The following is a 19,163-nucleotide window of genomic DNA, read 5'->3' on the forward strand; positions in this document are numbered from 1 at the left end:
GGCAGGTCCTGGGCCGGCGATTGCTCGGCGCGTCTGGCATCCATCCCCTCCAAGTCGCGTTTCCCTGTGGCGTGGTGGACGCGCCTACCGCCGACCGGTCGCCGCGGCCGGGCGCCTCAGACCGTCGGGACCGGCGCGGTGATCGGGCCGGTGGACGACGAGGACGACCGCAGCGCCGTGCGCCGGTCCGTCCGCCGTTCGACGCCGTAGCTCACCATCGTGACGAGCAGCCCGAGCAGCGCGAGCACGATGCCGAGCCACGCGGGTGCCAGGAAGCCGAACCCGGCCGCGATGACCGCGCCGCCGAGGGCCGCACCGAGCGAGTTGCCGATGTTGAACGCCGAGTGGTTGAGCGCCGCTGCGATGGTGCGCGCGTCACCGGCGACGTCCATGAGCCGCGACTGCACCGCCGGCGGGATCGCCGACGAGGTCGCGCCGAGCAGGAACGCCCCGAGGAACACGCCCCAGACCCACTGCGCCGTGAAGACGGTCACGAGCAGCGCACCGATCAGCGCGAGCATGCCGATGTAGATCGTGCGCTTGACGCTGTGGTCGGCGAGGTGTCCGCCGAGCACACCGCCGACGACCATGCCGAGACCGACGACCACGAGCACGAGCGGCACCGCCGACTCGGGCAGCCCGGTCACGTTCTGCACGAGCGGCGAGATGTACGAGTAGACCGCGAAGAACCCGCCGAACCCGACGGCCCCGAGGCCCATCACGATCCAGACCTGCGGCGACCGGAAGGCCCGGAGCTCCCGGCCGATGGTCGCGTGCGCGTCGGCGGCGCTGCGTGGCACGAAGGCGACGACGGCGAGGAACGTCAGCACGAACAGCAGCGAGACGACACCGTAGGCGATCCGCCAGCCGGCGTTCTGCCCGATCCAGGTGATCGCGGGGACGCCCACGACGTTGGCGATCGACAGCCCGAGCATCACCATCGCGATGCCCTTGCCGCGCTTGCCCGGGCCCATGATCTCGCCCGCGACGATGGACGCGATGCCGAAGTACGCACCGTGCGGCAGCCCGGCCACGAACCGGGCGACGAGCACGAGGCCGAAGCTCGGCAGGACCGCGCTCGCGATCGTCGCGACGACGAAGCCGACGAGGAGCACGAGGATCAGGCCCTTGCGCGGGAAGGTCGCCGAGATCGCGGCGATGGTCGGGGCGCCGACCACCACGCCGAGCGCGTAGGCGCTGACGAGCCACCCGGCGTGCGCGACGCCCGCGGCCGGGTCGGCGGCGTACTGCGTCGGCAGGAGCGCCTCGGCGATGTTCGGCAGCAATCCCATCGCGACGAACTCGGTCGACCCGATGGCGAAGCCGCCGAGCGCGAGGGCGATGAGCGCGAGAGCGCGCTGCGTCGGGGTGGTGAGCGTCATGCGACCTGTTCTCTGACGGGAGGAGCGGGGCTGGGTTCCGGACGCCGGCCTGCGGACCGGCCGGGCACGCGTGTCGCCACGCGCGGGGACCGCTCCGCGTGCGTCGCGCGAGGTCATCGCCCGGCACGGCTGCGCGCAGGGACGGTCCGGTTCGGCGTCGAACGACCGGACCACGCCCTGGTGCCCCGGTCAGAGCAGTGTAGACCGCTCCAAACCGTCGACGGAAGGCGACTGGCCGAATCGATTCGACACCTGTCCGACCGCGGGGACCCGGCCGCGTGCACCGGCACGGGCCCATCGCCATCCGCCGAACGCGGGAACACCGTCGATGTGCGAGACGCGGCGCTCGGTCGACCGGATCCCACTGGGTAGAGTCGCCGCATGACCGGGCGACCTGCCGAACTGTTCGCGTCCCACCCCGTGGCGGCGACGACGACCGCGGACGACGCGACCGCGGCGCTCAGCGAGGTGTTCCTCCCCGTGCAGGTGGAGTCGGCGGACCGCTCCCCCGCCGTCCGCATGCACCTCAACGCACTCCGCGTCGGACGGATCACCTTCGGGTACATGCGCTTCCGCGAGGCCGTCCGGATCCGGACCGCCGAGCCCGTCGAGTACCACCTCGACGTACCCGTGCAGGCACGGATGACCGCGCGGACAGCGGGCGGCCCGGCACTGCACGGCTCGGAGCAGACCGCCGGGGTCTTCATGCCGGGGCGGCCGGTGGACCTCGACTGCAGTGACTGGTTCGCACAGGTCGCGGTGATGATCCCGCGACAGGAGCTGCAGACGGAACTGGAGCTCCTGTTGGACGCTCCGGTGTCCGACCCGATCGAGTTCGACCCCGCGTTCGCCCTCGACACCGCGGGCGGCCGCGCCGTGACCCAGGCACTCCGCCTGGTCGAGGATGCCTCCGGGCGGTCCGACGGTCCGCTCGCCCACCCGCTCGCGGTGCGGGCCCTCGAGCAGGTGGTCCTCCACAGCCTGCTGCTGGGACAGCCGCACGACCACTCGGCCGCGCTCGCCGTCCCGCGCGGCGCTTCCGGTGCCCGATCGGTGTCCCGGGCCGTCGAACTCCTCCGCGACGACCTGGCGCGGCCGTGGACCGTCGGGGAACTCGCGGCCGCCGCGTGCACGAGCGTCCGGAGCCTCCAGGAGGGGTTCCGACGGACGCTGGACACCACGCCGATGGCGTACCTGCGACGGCGGCGGTTGGAGCGGGTCCGCGAGGACCTGCTCACCGCGGCCCCCGACGGCGTCACCGTCACCGAGGTCGCCACGCGCTGGGGGTTCCTGCACGTCAGCAGGTTCGCGGGCGCGTACGGCGAGCGGTTCGGCGAGCTGCCGTCGGAGACGCTGCGGCGCGCTCGGCGTTCCTGACGGTCGTGCCGGTGGGGTGCGACTCTGCGGTCAGGCCGCGCGACGCTCCACGGAGCGGGCGGCCCGGGGTGCGATCTCGGGCACCTCGTCGCGGTGGACCCACCCGGCCGCGCACTCGGTGCAGGTCGCCCAGGCACCGTCACCCTGCTCGTCGGAGTCGATGACGACCGTCTGCAGGTCGCAGTCCGGGCACCAGCCGTCGTGCATCATGTGGCACTCCTCGTCGTCGCAGTCACCGTGGTCGAGCTGCGCAGTGCGGCCCGGTGCGCACCATGAGACACCCGCCCACCGACATCGACGGGATGCCTCCGGCGTGTCGCGTACCTCCCAGCGTGCCTGCACTCGACGCGCTCGTTCGCGTACGCTGCCCGACATGGGGTGGTGGATCGTGACCGGGATCGTCGTGCTCGCAGCGGTGGGCCTGTGGCTGTGGATGCACCACCTGACCGACCTCGGTTCGCGGTCACGTCGCTACGACGGGAGCGACCCCGAGATCGCCGAGGCGCTCCGGCAGGCGGAACGCGACCGCAACAACGGTCGCATGTACCCCTGACGCGCCGATCGACGCCGGTCGGCGTGCGCGACGAGTCGAGCGCCACGAGCCGAGCGCCACGAGTCCGGCGCTACGAGTCGAGCGCCGCTTCGAGCCGCTCGAGCTTGCCGTCGATCTCGCCGGTGTGCCCGGGGCGGATGTCGGCCTTGAGCACCAGCGACACCCGGGTGCCGTACGCGGCGACGGCCTCGGTCGCCCGCTTGACGACGTCCATGACCTCGTCCCACTCCCCCTCGATCTCGGTGAACATCGACGAGGTGCGGTTCGGCAGCCCGGACTCCCGGACGACGCGGACCGCGGCGGCCACGGCGTCGTGCACGGAGCCGTCCGACGCTGCGCTGGGACCACCGGACGGGGCGAGGGAGAACGCGACGATCATGCATCCATCCTGCCCCCGGCGACGTCCCGCCGCACCGACCGCGCCTCCCCCGCGTCGGCGCGGCGGTGCGAGGACCCGTGCCCGAGGCGCACCAGGACGACGACCGCCCAGACGAGCACCGCGACCTCGAGCAGGTTGCGCACCGTGAGCACGAGGACGATCCACGGCTCGACCGCGAGCAGCTGGTCGTAGTAGCCGGGGTAGATCACCTGCGTCAGCACGGCCATCGGCAGCACACCGATCGCGACGGGCAGGAATCGACGGGCGCTCTGACGACCGGCGACGAGCCCCCACACCACCGGCACCGCGTACCAGCCGACGTACTGCGGCGACCCGACCTTGTTCGTGGCGATGAGCGCGGCGACGAACAGCAGCGCGAGCACCGGCCCGACCTCGGCCCGGCGGGCACCGCGGTGGACGGCGAGGAGTGCGGCAGCCACCCCGCCGAGCACGACCAGGGCCATGAGCGGCGTCGAGAGGGCCGCGGCGGCATGGGTACCAGCACCGGACACCTCGAAGGTCAGGATCTCGCGGTCGTAGTACACCGCTGCGCCCGGCACGCCGAGCGCCGCCGCCCACATGAAGGGCGTGGCGAGCGGCGCCTCGATCTGCAGCGCACGGTCGCTCTGCTCGCCGACGAAGGACAGCAGGTGGGGCGCGCCGCCGTAGAGCACGTCGACCAGGACGACCAGGCCGGTGACGACCGCGGCGCCGGCGACGACCGTCCCACGGTGCCCGCGTCGGAGCAGGAGCAGCACGCCCACCAGGGCGGCCGGCCAGACCTTGGTCCACGCGGCGGCGGTGAACAGGGCGGAGGCCACCGCGGGCCGGGTCACGACGAAGGCGACGCCGACCAGGGCGAGCGCGGTCGCCACGGTGTCGATCCGACCGAGCGCGATCGGTCCGAGGGCGAGCAGGAAGAGCAGCCACCACCACACGACGCGGACGCCGGACGCGCGGAAGCGCCAGAGGAACGCGCACGCCACCGCGTCGAGCAGCACCATGAGCGCGAGCCACCCGGTGCCGATCGCGGCCGTCCCACCGAGCGCGGCCGCCGCCATGGGCACGATCGCGAACACCGGGTACACCCAGTCGGTGTCGACCCCGACCCACGAGTGGTCGACGCGCCCGACCTCGATCCAGCGCCGGTACGTGATGAGGACGTCGCCCAACGGCTGGTTCGGCACGGTCGTGGCGAGCCACCAGAGCAGGCCGTGCACGAACAGGAACGCCAGGGCGAACCCGACGACGCCGACCCACCGGGACCTCTGCACCGGACGAGCGTAGCGGGGAACTGCCAGCCACTCCTGAGGAGGACGTGTCACCGTTCTGCTCGTGACCTCCGAACCGCAGCGCCCCCGCAGCCGCAAGCCCCTCGTCTGGGCCGGTGTCGTCCTCGTCGTCGCCGTGCTCGCCGTCGTCGGCGTCGCCGTCGGGACGAACGTGTACTCGTCGAACGAGAACGCGAAGGCGTCGGCGGCACCCTCCGTCGCCGCCAGCCGCGCCCCGTCCACCCTCGACGCCGCGGACCTGTCCGGCGACTGGGCGATCGGCGGTGACTCGGAGGCCGGGTACCGCGTGCACGAGGTCCTCAACGGCTCCGACGTCACCGTCACCGGTCGGACCGACAGCGTCAGCGGTTCCGCGACGGTCGACGGCAGCGCGATCACCGCGGCGACCGTCACGGTGCAGGTCGCGGACATCGCCACCGACTCGGCGCAGCGCGACTCCTACTTCCGCGACTCCGCCCTCGACGTCGCGGCCTTCCCCGAGGCGACGTTCACCCTCACCGAGCCGGTCGCGGACGCCGTGCCGAGCGGCTCGGGCACGACGACCGTCGAGGCGTCCGGCGAGCTGACCCTGCACGGCGTCACCAAGGCCGTCCGGGCCGAGCTCCAGGTCGGCCTGAGCGGCGACGGCGTCGACGTCTCCGGCTCGGTGCCGATCACGTTCTCGGACTTCGGCGTGCAGGCGCCCGACCTCGGCTTCGTCAAGGTCGACGACGCCGGCGCGGTCGAGTTCCTGGTGCACGCGACCCCCGCCTCCTGACGCGACCCCGCGTCCCGACGCGACCCACAGCCGGCGCACTTACGGTGCACAGACGCACCGTGCGACACCGCACGTGTCGATCGACGCGCGCGACGTCGCAGACCCTGCGCCGCACACTGCCCCGCCGGCTACCCCCGCGCGTCGCCCTCGACGACGAGGTCCCGCACCACACCGGGCAGCTGCTCGATCAGTGCCGTCATCGTGAACGGCCCGCCGCGGGACGCCCGCCGCGCCGCGAGTCCGTGCACGACCGCAGCCGTCGCCGCGAGGTGCGCCAGGTCCGACGGCGAGAGCGGCGACCCGTGGGCCTCCGCGGCGCCCTGCCGCGTCGCCACGAGCGCGCCGAGCACCCCGCCGAGCACGTCACCGGCCCCCGCGGCGGCGAGCCACGGCGTCGCCGAGGTCGCCACGAGCCGCACCGAGCCGTCCGGGGTCGCCACGTGCGTCGCCGACCCCTTCAGGAGTACGACGCTCCCGGTGCGCTCGGCCGCGCGGAGCGCCGCTGCCGCCGGATCCGCCTCGACGTCCTCGCGCGAGGTGTCGAGCACGGGCGCGAGCTCCCCCGCGTGCGGGGTCAGCACCGCGAGCGGCCCGAGGTCGACGAGCGGGATCGCGCCGGCGTCGACCACGACGGGGACCCCATCGTCGGACGCGTGCCCGAACGCCGCCGCCGTCGCCGGGTCGAGCTCGCCGAGCGACCCGGCGGAGATCCCCGACCCGACGAGCCAGGTCTGCACGCGGCCCGTGCCCGAGACCACCTCGGGCCGACGGGTCAGCACGTGGTCGGTCGCCCGTGCGGGGCCGACGTACCGGACCATCCCGACGCCCGTGTGGACGGCGGCGTCGACACCCATGACGGCGGCGCCGGGGTAGCGGTCCGAGCCGGTCGCGACGCCGAGGACCCCGCGTCGGTACTTGGTGGACTCGCCGTGCGGGGCGGTGGTCCAGGCGGCGGCGTCGGCGGGGGCGAAGGGGACGGAGTCGTTCACGACCGCCACGTTACGGTGGAGCGCATGAGCCTGTTCCTGCCCGGTCGCGTGGTGGTCTTCGACTACGGCGAGGTGATCAGCAGGACACCGCACGGCGCGTGGGACACCCTCGTCGCGATGACCGGGGTGCCGGCCGACGAGCTGTTGCCCGTCTACCAGGAGCTCCGGCACGACCTGGACCGCGGCGGCCTGTCGGTCCTCGAGTACTGGCGGGCCATCGGTGCCCGGACCGGGCGCAGCTGGACGGTCACCGACGTCCACCGCTTCTGGGCGGTCGACTTCACGGGGTGGTTCGAGGTCGAGCCGGAGACCCTGGCGGTGGTGGAGGAGCTCCACGACGCCGGTACGCGCCTGGCGATGCTCTCGAACGCCGGCTTCGACTTCGGGGACCCGTACCGGCGATCGCCGATGGGCTCGCTGTTCGAGACGGTCGTCGTGAGTGCCGAGGAGCACGTCCTCAAGCCCGACCCGTCCGTCTACCGCACCACGTGCGAGCGGCTGGGAATCACGCCCGAGCAGATGGTGTTCGTCGACAACAGGGCCGAGAACGCCGCCGGCGCGGACGCGATCGGGGCGGTCGGCCACCACTACACGTCGCCGACCGCGCTGCGGACCTTCCTGCAGGAGCTGGCGGCACGGACCGCCGAAGGAGCACCCGCGTGACGCACGCCCTGTTCGAACCCATCACGATCCGCGACCTCACCGTCCGCAACCGACTCTGGGTCTCGCCGATGTGCCAGTACTCGGTCGAGCAGCAGGACGGGGTCCCGACGGCGTGGCACCTCGTGCACCTCGGCGGGTTCGCCAAGGGCGGCGCGGGCGCGGTGGTGGTCGAGGCCGCGGGCGTCGTGCCCGAGGGCCGGATCACGCCGCAGGACGTCGGGCTGTGGAACGACGAGCAGCGCGACGCCTTCCGGCCGATCGTCGACTTCTTGCACGCGCAGGGCGCCGCCGCGGGCATCCAGCTCGCGCACGCCGGGCGCAAGGCCTCGACGTACCGCCCGTGGAACGACGTGCAGGGCAGCGTCCCCGCGTCCGAGGGCGGCTGGCAGACCGTCGCCCCGTCCGCCGAGGCCTTCGACGGGTACGCCACCCCGCGCGAGCTCGAACCCGAGGACATCCGCGTCGTCGCACTGGCCTTCGCTGCCGCCGCGCGCCGCGCCGTCGAGGCCGGCTTCGACCTCGTCGAGCTGCACGCGGCCCACGGCTACCTGCTCCACCAGTTCCTCTCGCCCCTGAGCAACCACCGGACGGACGGCTACGGCGGCTCGCTCGAGAACCGCGCACGTGCGCTCCTCGAGACGGTCGACGCGGTCCGCGCCGAGGTCGGCGAGGGCTTCCCGGTGGTGGTCCGCTTCTCGGCGACCGACTGGACCGACGGCGGCCTGACGGTCGACGAGGTCGTGCAGGTCGCCCGCTGGGCCGCCGAACACGGCGCCGACCTCGCCGACGTCTCGACCGGCGGCAACGTCGCGCGGGCGGCGATCCCGGTCGGACCCGGCTACCAGGTGCCCTTCGCCGAGACCGTCCGCCGCGAGGCCGGCATCGGCACGATCGCGGTCGGGATGATCTCCACCGCGTTCCAGGCCGAGCAGGTCGTGGCGACCGGGCAGGCCGACGTCGTCATGGTCGGGCGCGAGTTCCTCCGCGACCCGTCGTTCGCCCTGCGCGCGGCCGCCGAGCTCGGCGTCGCCCTCGACTACGAACCGCAGCAGTACCACCGGGCCCGCGTCACGGCGTAGGCCGGTCCGCGCGGCCCGACCCGTGCCTCCCGTCCGCGTTCACCGCACCGGGCGGGAGGCGCGGGTCGGCTCCTGTACGTCCTCTCGGCTTCCCCTGCCTCCAGCCGCTACCATGTTCCTCACTGTGGACGATCCTCCGAATTCCTCTTCGCCTTCCCACTCATCCGGCGCTCACTCGGTGAGCAGCCCCTCCTCCCCTGCGTCGGGAGGTGGAGAATGAGTCCCATCGACGTCGTCATGCTGGTCGGCGGCATCCTGCTGACCCTCGGCACCGGCGTGTTCGTCGCCTCGGAGTTCGCGCTCGTCAACCTCGACCGCGCCGAGGTCGAGGCCCGACGCGACCGCGGCGAGTCCGGCCTGTCGCCCGTCATCGGCGCGCTGAAGGTCACCTCGACGCACCTGTCGAGCGCCCAGCTCGGCATCACGCTGACGACCCTGCTCACGGGCTACCTGCTGGAGCCGTCGATCGCGACGCTGCTCGAGGCCCCGTTCCTCGCGCTCGACCTGCCCGAGGCGATCGTCGAGACCGTCGGCTCGATCGTCGCGCTCGTCATCGCGACGCTGCTGTCGATGATCCTCGGTGAGCTCGTGCCGAAGAACTTCGCGCTCGCGCTCCCCCTGCAGACCGCGAAGCTCGTGGTCCCGCTGCAGATCGCGTTCACCACCGTGTTCAAGCCCGCCGTGGCCCTGCTCAACGGCACTGCGAACGCCGTCCTCCGCTCGATGGGCATCGAGCCCCAGGAGGAGCTGTCCGGTGCCCGGAGCGCCGAGGAGCTCAGCTCCCTGCTGCGCCGCTCGGCGTCCGAGGGCTCGCTCGAACAGGACACCGCGACGCTGCTGCAGCGCACCATCGCGTTCTCCGAGCTGAGCGCCAGCGACGTGATGACCCCGCGTCCGCGGCTCTCCACGATCCGCGTGTCCGAGTCCGCCGAGGACGTCGTCGCCCTCGCCCGCCGCACCGGCTTCAGCCGCTTCCCGGTCATCGAGGAGGACGCGGACGACGTCGTCGGCATCGTGCACGTCAAGCAGGCCGTCGCGGTCCCGCGCGAGAAGCGCCCGGAGGTGCCGGTCGGCGCGCTCATGACCGAGGCGGAGCGCGTCCCCGAGACGATGCCGGGCGACACCCTGCTCGCCGAGGTCCGCAGCCGCGGCTACCAGATGGTGATCGTCGTCGACGAGTACGGCGGCACCGCCGGGGTCGTCACGCTCGAGGACCTCGTCGAGGAGATCGTCGGCGAGGTGTCCGACGAGCACGACCGCGCGCGCATCGACGTCGTCCGGTCGCGCGGGTGGCTGACGTTCCCGGGCCTGCTCCGCCCCGACGAACTGGCCGACCGCGCGGGCGTCACCGTCCCCGAGGACGGCCCGTACGAGACCGTCGGCGGCTTCGTGATGTCGACGCTCGGTCGACTGCCCGTCGTCGGCGACGAGATCGCCCTCGAGGACGGCGTGTTCCGCGTCGAACGCCTCGACGGTCGCCGTGTCGACCGCATCCGCTGGACCCCGACCCACCCCGACCCGACGCCGACCGGCAGCACCGCCACCGCGCAGCGCCCGGCCACCGGGATCATCATCCCCGCCACGAAGGAAGGCTCCCGATGAGCGCCGCGTCCGTGCACGACGGCCTGGTCCTCGCCGCCGGTGAGTCCGGTCCCGCCGGTTCCGACTGGTGGGGCATCTTCTGGCTCGTCGTCCTGCTGCTCGGCAACGCGTTCTTCGTCGCCGCGGAGTTCGCCGTGATCTCGGCCCGACGGTCGCAGATCGAGCCCCGCGCCGAGGCCGGGTCGAAGGCGGCGCAGATGACGCTCTGGGCGATGGAGCACGCCACGCGCATGCTCGCCACCACGCAGCTCGGCATCACGGTCTGCTCGCTCCTCATCCTGAACGTGTCGGAGCCGGCGATCCACCACCTGCTCGAGGTCCCGCTCGGCCTCACCGGCTGGAGCGTCGAGGTCATCGGCATCGTCGCGTTCGTCTTCACGCTGCTGCTCGTGTCGTTCCTGCACGTGGTGTTCGGCGAGATGGTCCCGAAGAACATCTCGTTCTCGATGCCGGACCGCGCCGCGCTCGTGCTCGTCCCGGCGCTCTGGTACATCGGCCACGGCCTGCACTGGGTCGTCGTCGGCCTCAACTCGGTCGCGAACGGCGTCCTGCGGCTGTTCAAGGTCGAGCCGAAGGACGAGGCCGTCAGCGCCTTCACGGTCGAGGAGGTCCAGACGATCGTCGAGCAGTCGCGTCGTGAGGGCACCCTGACCGACGACGGCAAGCTCGCGATGGCGTTCGAGTTCACGGAGAAGAAGGTCCGCGACGTCGCCGTGCCGATGTCCGACCTCGTCACCCTGCCGGAGGACGCCACCCCCGAGGACGTCGAGCGGGCCGTCGCCCAGCGCGGCTTCTCGCGGTACGTCCTCGTGGCCGAGGACGGCGACCCGACGGGCTACGTGCACGTCAAGGACGTCATCGACCTGCGGCCCGACGAGTTCGACGTGCCGGTCCCGCCGAAGCGCATCCGGCAGCTCATCTCGCTGTACACGGACATGGACCTCGAGGACGCCCTGGCGACCATGCGGGCAGCCGGGCGGCACGTGGCGCGGGCGTTCGACGCGGACGGCCGCACCGTCGGCGTGCTGTTCCTCGAGGACATCCTCGAGGAACTCGTCGGCACCGTCGAGGACGCGACTCGACGGCGCTAGTCGCTGCGACTGAGACGGGAGGCGCGGTGCCAGCTGGCACCGCGCCTCCCGTCCGTCTGCTGGTCGCGTCCCGCGGCAGCGCTACCAGCTCACGGGGAGCGGCTTGCCCTCCTCGTAGCCGGCGGCCGACTGGATGCCGACCAGCGCGCGCTCGGCGAACTCGTGCAGCGACGAGGCGCCGGCGTACGTCGCCGAGCTGCGGATGCCCGTGGTGATCATGTCGAGCAGGTCCTCGACGCTCGGGCGCTCCGGGTCGAGGTAGATCGTCGACGACGAGATGCCCTCGGCGAAGAGCGCCTTGCGCGCCCGCTCGTACGGGTCGAGCCGCTCGAAGCGCTCGCGCACGGCCTTCGCGGACGCCATGCCCCAGCTCTCCTTGTACGCCTTGCCCGCGGAGTCGCGGCGGAGCACCCCGGGTGCCTCGAGCGTGCCGGCGAACCACGAGCCGATCATCACCGCCGAGGCGCCGGCGGCCAGGGCGAGTGCGACGTCGCGCGGGTACCGCACGCCGCCGTCGGCCCACACGTGCGCGCCGAGCGACCGTGCGGCCGCCGCGGTCTCGAGCACGGCGGAGAACTGCGGGCGCCCGACCGCGGTCATCATGCGCGTCGTGCACATCGCGCCGGGGCCGACACCGACCTTGATGATGCTCGCGCCGGCGTCGACGAGGTGTGCGACGGCGTCCGCGGTGACGACGTTCCCGGCGACGATCGGCAGGCCGAGGCCGAGCGCGGACACCGTGCGGAGGGCGCGGAGCATGCCCTCCTGGTGGCCGTGCGCGGTGTCGAGGACGAGGACGTCGACACCGGCCGCGGCGAGGGCCTTCGCCTTCGCGGCGACGTCGCCGTTGATGCCGACCGCGGCCGCGACGCGGAGGCGTCCCTCGCCGTCGACGGCGGGCGTGTAGATGTCCGAGCGGATCGCGCTCGTCTGGCTCGTGGTGCCGACGACCCGGCCGTGGCGCACCACCGGGGCGAAGTCGACCTCGGCCGCCGAGAGCACGTCGTACACGTGCCGCGCGGTGCCGGCGTCGTCCGCGTCGATCGCGGTGGACGCACCGTGCAGCAGGTCCCCGAGCACGGCGTCCGCACCGGCGGTGCCGAGGCGGGCGGCCGGGACGCAGCCGAGGTACTCCCCCGCCGCGTCGCGCACGACGACCCCGCGACCGGCGACCGGCAGCAGCTGCTCGAGCGCCTCGGACACCGTGGTGTCGGCGCCCATGTCGTAGGCGGTGTCGAAGTCGACCGGCTGCTCCTTGACCCACCGGATGGCGGCGGCGAGGTCCTGCAGGTGCATGTCCTGCGGCAGCACGCCCAGTCCGCCGCGACGGGCGAGGGTGGCGGCGAGGCGCGGCCCGGTCACCGAGTTCATGTTCGCGCTGACGATCGGGATCGTCGCTCCCGTGCCGTCGTTCGTCGCGAGGTCCACGTCGAAACGGCTCGTCACGCCGGAGCGGCTCGGGACGAGGAAGACGTCGGAGTAGGTCAGGTCGTGCGTCGGCCGCGTCTCGTAGAACCTCATGCCCTCAACTGTACGGCTCCGGCGACCCCCGGCAGCCGTCGATCCGGGGGCGTCGGCGGGCGACACGCGCGGACGACGACGGGACCGGCGGCACGCGTCGACGGTCACCGAACGGTCACGGCCGAGCGGCTAGGCTGGCGTCCAGTGCGCGGCAGGGCTGCCCGCACGACACACACGAGCATCTATCGACGGAGAGTGGGCGATCGGCTGTGTCGAGCCAGACGACGGGTACGGACGAGACCGCGGGCGAATTCGGGGCGAACGAGTGGCTCGTCGACGAGCTGTACGAGCAGTACGTCGCCGACAAGCACTCCGTGGACGAGTCCTGGTGGCCGGTCCTCGAGAGCTACCACCGCTCCCAGGCCGCCGGCACCCCGGCAGCCGCGTCGGCTCCGCAGTCGCAGTCGACCACGCAGACGCAGTCGACCACGCAGCAGCCCGCGACCGGTGACGCCCCGGCCGAGGCGAAGCCCGCCGGGTCGATCCAGGCGCGGACCACGTCCCGCCAGCCGACGCCGCAGCCGATCCCGGCCGAGGCGAACGACGCCGCGGACGACCACGAGGAGACCCACGAGGACGTCGCGACCCCGCTGCGGGGCATGGCGAAGACCCTCGCGTCGAACATGGACGCCTCGCTCACGGTGCCGACCGCGACGAGCGTGCGGACCATCCCCGCGAAGCTGATGATCGACAACCGGATCGTCGTCAACAACCACCTGCGTCGGGCCCGCGGCGGCAAGATCTCGTTCACGCACCTGATCGGCTGGGCGATGGTCGAGGCGCTCAAGGACTTCCCGAGCCAGAACGTCTCCTACGAGGAGCGCGACGGCAAGCCCTTCGTCGTCACGCCCGCGCACGTGAACCTCGGCATCGCGATCGACGTCCCGAAGAAGGACGGCACCCGCTCCCTCCTCGTGCCGAGCATCAAGCGCGCCGAGACCCTGACGTTCGGGCAGTTCCTCTCCGCCTACGAGGACCTCGTCAAGCGCGCCCGGGACAACAAGCTCACGCCGGCCGACTTCCAGGGGACCACGATCTCGCTGACGAACCCGGGCGGCATCGGCACCGTGCACTCGGTCCCCCGCCTGACGAAGGGCCAGGGGTCGATCATCGGCGCCGGGGCGCTCGAGTACCCGGCGCAGTTCCAGGGCTCGGCGACGAAGACGCTCGTCGAGCTCGGCGTCGGCAAGACCATCACGCTGACCAGCACCTACGACCACCGCGTCATCCAGGGCGCCGGATCGGGCGAGTACCTGAAGAAGGTGCACGAGCGCCTGATCGGCGAGCACGGCTTCTACGAGGGCATCTTCTCGGCGCTGCGCATCCCCTACAAGCCGATCCAGTGGGCGAACGACATCAACGTCGACCTCGCCCACCGAGTCAACAAGACGTCGCGCGTCCAGGAGCTGATCAACAGCTACCGGGTCCGCGGGCACCTCATGGCGGACATCGACCCGCTCGAGTACCGCCAGCGCACCCATCCGGACCTCGAGATCGAGAACCACGGGCTGACGTTCTGGGACCTCGACCGCGAGTTCGTCACCGGTGGCCTGGCCGGCACCACGAACGCGCCCCTGCGCGACGTGCTCGGCATCCTCCGCGACGCGTACTGCCGGACCGTCGGCGTCGAGTACATGCACATCCAGGACCCGGAGCAGCGCCGCTGGGTGCAGGGCCACATCGAGGTCCCCTACTCGAAGCCGTCGAAGGACGAGCAGCTGCGGGTGCTCGGCAAGCTCAACGAGGCCGAGGCCTTCGAGACCTTCCTGCAGACGAAGTACGTCGGTCAGAAGCGCTTCTCGCTCGAGGGCGGCGAGTCGACCATCGCGTTCCTCGACACGCTCATCCAGCAGGCGTCCGCCGCCGGCCTCGACGAGGTCGCGATCGGCATGGCCCACCGCGGCCGCCTCAACGTGCTGACGAACATCGCCGGCAAGACCTACGGTCAGATCTTCCGCGAGTTCGAGGGGTCGTCGCTGCCGGGATCGGTGTCCGGCCAGGGATCGGGCGACGTCAAGTACCACGTCGGCACCGAGGGCGTCTTCCGCGCCTCGGACGGCTCGAGCATCCCGGTGACGATCGCGGCGAACCCGTCGCACCTCGAGGCCGTGGACGGCGTGCTCGAGGGCATCGTCCGCGCCAAGCAGGACCGCACCCCGCCCGGCACCTTCGGCGTGCTGCCGGTGCTCGTGCACGGCGACGCGGCGATGGCCGGCCAGGGCGTCGTGGTCGAGACCCTGCAGATGTCGCAGCTCCGCGGGTACCGCACGGGCGGCACGGTGCACCTGGTCATCAACAACCAGGTCGGCTTCACCACGCCGCCGGAGTCGGCCCGCAGCTCGGTGTACTCGACCGACGTCGCCAAGACCATCCAGGCGCCGATCTTCCACGTCAACGGGGACGACCCGGAGGCCGTGGCCCGCGTCGCCGAGCTCGCCTTCGCCTACCGCGAGGAGTTCCACCGGGACGTCGTCATCGACCTCATCTGCTACCGCCGCCGCGGGCACAACGAGGGCGACGACCCGTCGATGACGCAGCCGCTCATGTACAATCTCATCGAGGCGAAGCGCTCGGTCCGCACGCTGTACACCGAGGCCCTCGTCGGCCGCGGTGACATCACGCAGGAGGAGTACGACGAGGCCCACCGCGACTTCCAGGACCGCCTCGAGCGCGCGTTCGCCGAGACGCACGAGGCGCAGACCGGGACGATGCCGGTGATCACCACCGACGACGACGGTGCGGTCGACGGCCTCGAGCGTCCGAGTGCGCAGCGCGACGACACCGAGGTCGAGGTGCACGAGACCGCGATCTCCGAGGAGCTCGTCCGGGCCATCGGCGACGCGCACAGCAACCCGCCCGCCGGGTTCTCGATCCACCCGAAGCTGCAGCAGCTGCTCACCAAGCGCACGGAGATGACCCGCTCGGGCGGCATCGACTGGGCGATGGCCGAGCTCATGGCGATCGGTTCGGTGCTCGTCGAGGGCAAGCCCGTGCGGCTCGCCGGCCAGGACGCCCGGCGTGGCACCTTCGTGCAGCGCCAGGCGGTGTTCCACGACCGGATCAACGGTCAGGAGTGGCTGCCGCTGGCGAACGTCGCCGAGGACCAGGCCCGGCTCTACATCTACGACTCGCTGCTCAGCGAGTACGCGGCCATGGGCTTCGAGTACGGCTACTCGGTCGAGCGTCCCGAGGCCCTGGTGCTCTGGGAGGCGCAGTTCGGCGACTTCGCGAACGGCGCGCAGACGATCATCGACGAGTTCATCTCGTCCGCCGAGCAGAAGTGGGGCCAGCGCTCCGGCCTGGTGCTCCTGCTCCCGCACGGCTACGAGGGCCAGGGGCCTGACCACTCGTCGGCCCGCATCGAGCGCTACCTGCAGCTCTGTGCCGAGGACAACATGATCGTCGCGCGTCCGTCGACGCCGGCGTCGTGGTTCCACCTGCTGCGCCGTCAGGCGTGGGCGCGGCCGCAGAAGCCGCTCGTCGTGTTCACCCCGAAGGCGATGCTCCGCCTGCGACAGGCCACGAGCCCGGTCGAGGCGTTCACCGGCGGCACGTTCCAGGAGGTCCTCGACGACGACCGCGTGGTCGACCGGGGCGCCGTGCGCCGCGTCGTCCTGCACTCGGGCAAGGTGCACCACGACCTGCGTGCCGAGCTCGACAAGTCCGGTGCGACCGACGTCGCCCTCGTCCGGCTCGAGCAGCTCGCGCCGCTCCCCCTCGGTCAGCTCCTCGACGTGCTCGCCGGGTACCCGCAGGCCGAGGTCGTGTGGGCGCAGGAGGAGCCGGAGAACCAGGGTGCCTGGCCGTACGTCTGCATGAACCTGTCGCCGCACCTGGACGGTCGGCCGCTCTCGGTGGCCGCACGCCCCGCGAGTGCCGCGCCGGCGACCGGGTCGTCGAAGCGTTCCGCGCAGGAGGCATCGGACGTCGTCCGCAAGGCGCTCGGCTGACCGAGCGCACCAGACGAGCCAGACGAGACAGACGAGGCAGACGAGGCAGACGAGGCGCAGCAGCGCCCCGGAACGGACGACGCGCCCCGTGGGAACGGGGCGCGTCGTCCGTTCCGACTACCGGAGCTTCGTGTACCGGACGCCCGACTCGTGGTAGCCGCGCTTCTGGTAGAACCGGTGCGCGCTGTCGGTCGCGGCGGCCGACACCGCACTGAGTCGGTGTGCGCCCTGCTCGGCGGCCCACGTCTCGAAGACGTCGATGAGCGCCGAACCGGTGCCGTCCCTCCTGGCCGCCGGGTCCACGACGAGCAGCAGGAGCTGCGCCGTGGGCTCGTCGCTGGCGTAGGACCACGTCACCTGCGCGCCCGCCACCGCGACCGCGCGACCGTCGGCACCACGGACGAGCCACGTGCGGTGTCCCGCCTCCGGGACCAGCCGCTCGAGCCGTGCGCGCATGGCGGGCTCGTCGACGACGTGCCCGAGCAGGCGGACGAGGGCGGTGACGTCGGCGACGTCCGTGTCGGACCAGGTGGTGATCGACTCGGCGGTGAGGGTCATGGGGCCGACCCTACCGACGGCACCGTCCGTGTGACGACCAATGCGCCCGCGACGGCTAGTGGGTCGCCTGCTCCACGCGGATGCGCGCCAGGATCTCCGACCGGAGCTGGTCCGGCGCGGTCTCCCTGCAGGCACGCTTCACGGTCTCCATGAGGACGACGCCGACGCGGTGCTCGCTCGTGCAGTCCTCGCAGGTCTCCATGTGCTCGCGGATGTCCGCGGCGTCGGCGCCCCGGAGCTCGTCGTGGAGGAACTCCTCGAGCTCGGCCTTGGCCTTCGAGCAGTCGCAGCCGCTCATCGTGCGTCCTTCCCGTCGGTGCGACCAGCGGTCGCAGGTGTCTTCCGGCCGCGTCCACGCATCGTCGCCGTCGACGCTGCGTCCGGGACGATGCCGGTCTCGCGTGCGTGGTCCGCCAGGAGCCCCCGGAGGAGCCGGCGACCACGGTGGAGACGGCTCATGACCGTCCCCACGGGGGTCTTCATGATGTCGGCGATCTCCTGGTAGGAGAAGCCCTCGACGTCCGCGAAGTACACGGCCATCCGGAAGTCCTCGGGGATCGACTGCAGCGCGTCCTTCACGGCGGACGACGGCAGGTGGTCGATCGCATCGGCCTCCGCGGAGCGCGCGGAGATCGACTGCGTGACGCTCTCCGCGCCGCCCAGCTGCCAGTCCTCGAGCTCGTCGATGGTGCCCTGGTAGGGGTTCCGCTGGTTCTTCCGGTACGTGTTGATGAACGTGTTCGTGAGGATCCGGTACAGCCACGCCTTGAGGTTCGTGCCCTGGCGGAACTGCCGGAACGCGGCGTACGCCTTGACGAAGGTCTCCTGCACGAGGTCGGACGCGTCGGCCGGGTTGCGCGTCATCCGCATCGCGGCGCCGTACAGCTGGTCCATGAACGGGAGCGCCTGGTCCTCGAAGAGGGAGCGGAGCTCGGCCTCGGACACCGTCTTCTCGTCGGCCGGCTCGGGCTCGGTGCCGTCGAGATCCGCCTCCTCGGACACCGCGTCGAGCTGGGCCTCGGTCTCCTCGACCAGGTCGTGCGGTGCTGCCTGCGGTTCGTCGGTCGTCATCACGGTCGAGTCTAGGCCGGGTCGGCCGTCGAGCGTCGTCCGCACGGGCGGCAGAGCCGTCCGTGCGCGTTCCAGGGTCGCTGTCGCCAATGGTCCTCCCGCTGCGTTCAGTACCCTGGTGAACCGATGGCCGAGTCGACGCATTCCCACCACCCCGATCCGTGGATCGCACCCCGCGCACGCGGGCCGCTGCACGGCGACGTCGCCCTGCCCGGCTCGAAGTCGCTGACGAACCGGGAGCTCGTGCTCGCCGCCCTCGCGGACGGCCCCTCGACGATCCGGCTCCCCCTGCACTCGCGCGACTCCGCGCTCATGGTCGCGGCGCTGCGGCAGCTCGGCGTCGGCATCGAGGAGGTCGAGCCGGCGGGCACGCAGCCGAACCCCTACGGCCCCGACCTCCGGATCACGCCGGCCCCGCTGCACGGCGACGTCGCGGTGGACTGCGGCCTCGCCGGCACCGTGATGCGCTTCCTCCCGCCGCTCGCCGCGCTGGCCACCGGTCCGGTCACCGTCGACGGCGACCCGTACGCCCGGAAGCGTCCGATGGGTGCGGTCATCGGTGCCCTCGCCGACCTCGGCGTGGACGTCACGGACGACGGCGACGGCGCGATGCCCTTCTCGTTCACCGGCACCGGCTCGGTGCGGGGCGGTCGGCTGACGATCGACGCGTCGGCCTCGTCGCAGTTCGTCTCCGGCCTGCTCCTCTCGGCACCGCGGTTCGACGAGGGCCTGCACCTCACGCACGTCGGCGACCGCCTGCCGAGCCTGCCCCACATCGACATGACCGTCGAGGTGCTCCGTGCCCGCGGTGTCCGCGTCGACCAGCCGGCCGTCGGCGAGTGGGTCGTGCACCCCGGGCCGATCCCCGCCCCTGACGTCACGATCGAACCGGACCTGTC

Annotated in this window: 18 protein-coding genes; 9 read left to right on the plus strand and 9 right to left on the minus strand. The window is 72.3% G+C overall.

What is annotated here, in order from left to right:
• Positions 1-116: 116 nt before the first annotated feature.
• Complete coding sequence (locus H7A69_RS14535) at positions 117-1,382, minus strand: MFS transporter (RefSeq protein ID WP_182047635.1); 1,266 nt, start codon at positions 1,380-1,382, stop codon at positions 117-119.
• A gap of 381 nt (positions 1,383-1,763) precedes the next feature.
• On the opposite strand from H7A69_RS14535, the gene H7A69_RS14540 reads away from it, so the two are divergent.
• Positions 1,764-2,759 (plus strand): AraC family transcriptional regulator, encoded by a 996-nt coding sequence (locus H7A69_RS14540; RefSeq protein ID WP_182047636.1) that lies wholly within the window; start codon positions 1,764-1,766, stop codon positions 2,757-2,759.
• 30 nt (positions 2,760-2,789) lie between these two features.
• Here the strand turns inward: H7A69_RS14540 and H7A69_RS14545 are convergent, their stop codons facing one another.
• A complete protein-coding gene (locus H7A69_RS14545) occupies positions 2,790-2,969 on the minus strand; it encodes a hypothetical protein (RefSeq protein ID WP_182047637.1) in 180 nt (59 codons plus the stop codon).
• A 163-nt stretch (positions 2,970-3,132) separates the two neighbouring features.
• Here H7A69_RS14545 and H7A69_RS14550 point away from each other — a divergent pair, with 163 nt between their 5' ends.
• A complete protein-coding gene (locus H7A69_RS14550) occupies positions 3,133-3,312 on the plus strand; it encodes a hypothetical protein (protein ID WP_069710712.1) in 180 nt (59 codons plus the stop codon).
• Between the two features lie 70 nt (positions 3,313-3,382).
• Here H7A69_RS14550 and H7A69_RS14555 read toward each other — a convergent pair whose 3' ends face one another.
• Both H7A69_RS14555 and H7A69_RS14560 read right to left on the minus strand, forming a co-directional pair.
• Positions 3,383-3,691, minus strand: coding sequence for an MTH1187 family thiamine-binding protein (locus H7A69_RS14555; RefSeq protein WP_182047638.1), 309 nt, complete (start codon positions 3,689-3,691; stop codon positions 3,383-3,385).
• Complete coding sequence (locus H7A69_RS14560; protein WP_182047639.1) at positions 3,688-4,965, minus strand: glycosyltransferase 87 family protein; 1,278 nt, start codon at positions 4,963-4,965, stop codon at positions 3,688-3,690. The genes H7A69_RS14555 and H7A69_RS14560 overlap by 4 nt, the downstream gene beginning before the upstream one ends.
• Positions 4,966-5,026: 61 nt before the next feature.
• Between H7A69_RS14560 and H7A69_RS14565 the strand changes: the two genes are divergently transcribed.
• The gene (locus H7A69_RS14565; RefSeq protein ID WP_182047640.1) at positions 5,027-5,740 is read left to right on the plus strand and encodes a YceI family protein; all 714 of its coding nucleotides are present in this window, start codon (positions 5,027-5,029) and stop codon (positions 5,738-5,740) included.
• A 128-nt stretch (positions 5,741-5,868) separates the two neighbouring features.
• On the opposite strand, the gene H7A69_RS14570 is transcribed toward H7A69_RS14565, so the two are convergent.
• A complete protein-coding gene (locus tag H7A69_RS14570; RefSeq protein ID WP_182047641.1) occupies positions 5,869-6,729 on the minus strand; it encodes an NAD(P)H-hydrate dehydratase in 861 nt (286 codons plus the stop codon).
• 24 nt (positions 6,730-6,753) lie between these two features.
• Between H7A69_RS14570 and H7A69_RS14575 the strand changes: the two genes are divergently transcribed.
• The 4 genes from H7A69_RS14575 (at position 6,754) to H7A69_RS14590 (ending at position 11,164) form a co-directional block, all read left to right on the plus strand.
• On the plus strand, positions 6,754-7,392 hold the full coding sequence (locus H7A69_RS14575) for an HAD family hydrolase (RefSeq protein ID WP_182047642.1): 639 nt from the start codon (positions 6,754-6,756) through the stop codon (positions 7,390-7,392).
• A complete protein-coding gene (locus H7A69_RS14580; protein ID WP_182047643.1) occupies positions 7,389-8,471 on the plus strand; it encodes an NADH:flavin oxidoreductase/NADH oxidase in 1,083 nt (360 codons plus the stop codon). Before H7A69_RS14575 ends, H7A69_RS14580 begins: the two co-directional genes overlap by 4 nt.
• Before the next feature lie 216 nt (positions 8,472-8,687).
• Entirely contained in the window at positions 8,688-10,073 is a 1,386-nt protein-coding gene (locus H7A69_RS14585; RefSeq protein WP_182047644.1) for a hemolysin family protein, read from the plus strand.
• Positions 10,070-11,164 carry a hemolysin family protein gene (locus H7A69_RS14590; protein WP_223246470.1) on the plus strand — a complete coding sequence of 365 codons (1,095 nt, stop codon included), beginning with the start codon at positions 10,070-10,072 and terminating at the stop codon, positions 11,162-11,164. The genes H7A69_RS14585 and H7A69_RS14590 overlap by 4 nt, the downstream gene beginning before the upstream one ends.
• An 81-nt stretch (positions 11,165-11,245) precedes the next feature.
• Here the strand turns inward: H7A69_RS14590 and H7A69_RS14595 are convergent, their stop codons facing one another.
• The gene (locus tag H7A69_RS14595) at positions 11,246-12,685 is read right to left on the minus strand and encodes a GuaB1 family IMP dehydrogenase-related protein (RefSeq protein WP_182047645.1); all 1,440 of its coding nucleotides are present in this window, start codon (positions 12,683-12,685) and stop codon (positions 11,246-11,248) included.
• A 209-nt stretch (positions 12,686-12,894) separates the two neighbouring features.
• Between H7A69_RS14595 and H7A69_RS14600 the strand changes: the two genes are divergently transcribed.
• Positions 12,895-16,635, plus strand: a complete 3,741-nt coding sequence (locus tag H7A69_RS14600) for a multifunctional oxoglutarate decarboxylase/oxoglutarate dehydrogenase thiamine pyrophosphate-binding subunit/dihydrolipoyllysine-residue succinyltransferase subunit (RefSeq protein WP_182047646.1) — start codon at positions 12,895-12,897, stop codon at positions 16,633-16,635.
• A 117-nt stretch (positions 16,636-16,752) separates the two neighbouring features.
• Here the strand turns inward: H7A69_RS14600 and H7A69_RS14605 are convergent, their stop codons facing one another.
• Genes H7A69_RS14605 through H7A69_RS14615 form a run of 3 tightly spaced genes read right to left on the minus strand, consistent with a single transcriptional unit; the run spans position 16,753 to position 18,264 of the window.
• Positions 16,753-17,193: a GNAT family N-acetyltransferase gene (locus H7A69_RS14605; protein WP_069710707.1), complete on the minus strand. Its 441-nt coding sequence runs from the start codon at positions 17,191-17,193 to the stop codon at positions 16,753-16,755.
• A gap of 55 nt (positions 17,194-17,248) precedes the next feature.
• On the minus strand, positions 17,249-17,491 hold the full coding sequence (locus H7A69_RS14610) for a zf-HC2 domain-containing protein (protein WP_182047647.1): 243 nt from the start codon (positions 17,489-17,491) through the stop codon (positions 17,249-17,251).
• The gene (locus tag H7A69_RS14615; RefSeq protein ID WP_069710705.1) at positions 17,488-18,264 is read right to left on the minus strand and encodes a sigma-70 family RNA polymerase sigma factor; all 777 of its coding nucleotides are present in this window, start codon (positions 18,262-18,264) and stop codon (positions 17,488-17,490) included. Before H7A69_RS14615 ends, H7A69_RS14610 begins: the two co-directional genes overlap by 4 nt.
• Before the next feature lie 126 nt (positions 18,265-18,390).
• Here H7A69_RS14615 and H7A69_RS14620 point away from each other — a divergent pair.
• Positions 18,391-19,163: 3-phosphoshikimate 1-carboxyvinyltransferase (locus tag H7A69_RS14620; protein ID WP_411469370.1), on the plus strand; the 773-nt coding region annotated here is incomplete at its 3' end.

This window comes from Curtobacterium sp. ME26, assembly GCF_903970945.1.
In the GTDB taxonomy this organism is placed as follows: domain Bacteria; phylum Actinomycetota; class Actinomycetes; order Actinomycetales; family Microbacteriaceae; genus Curtobacterium; species Curtobacterium citri.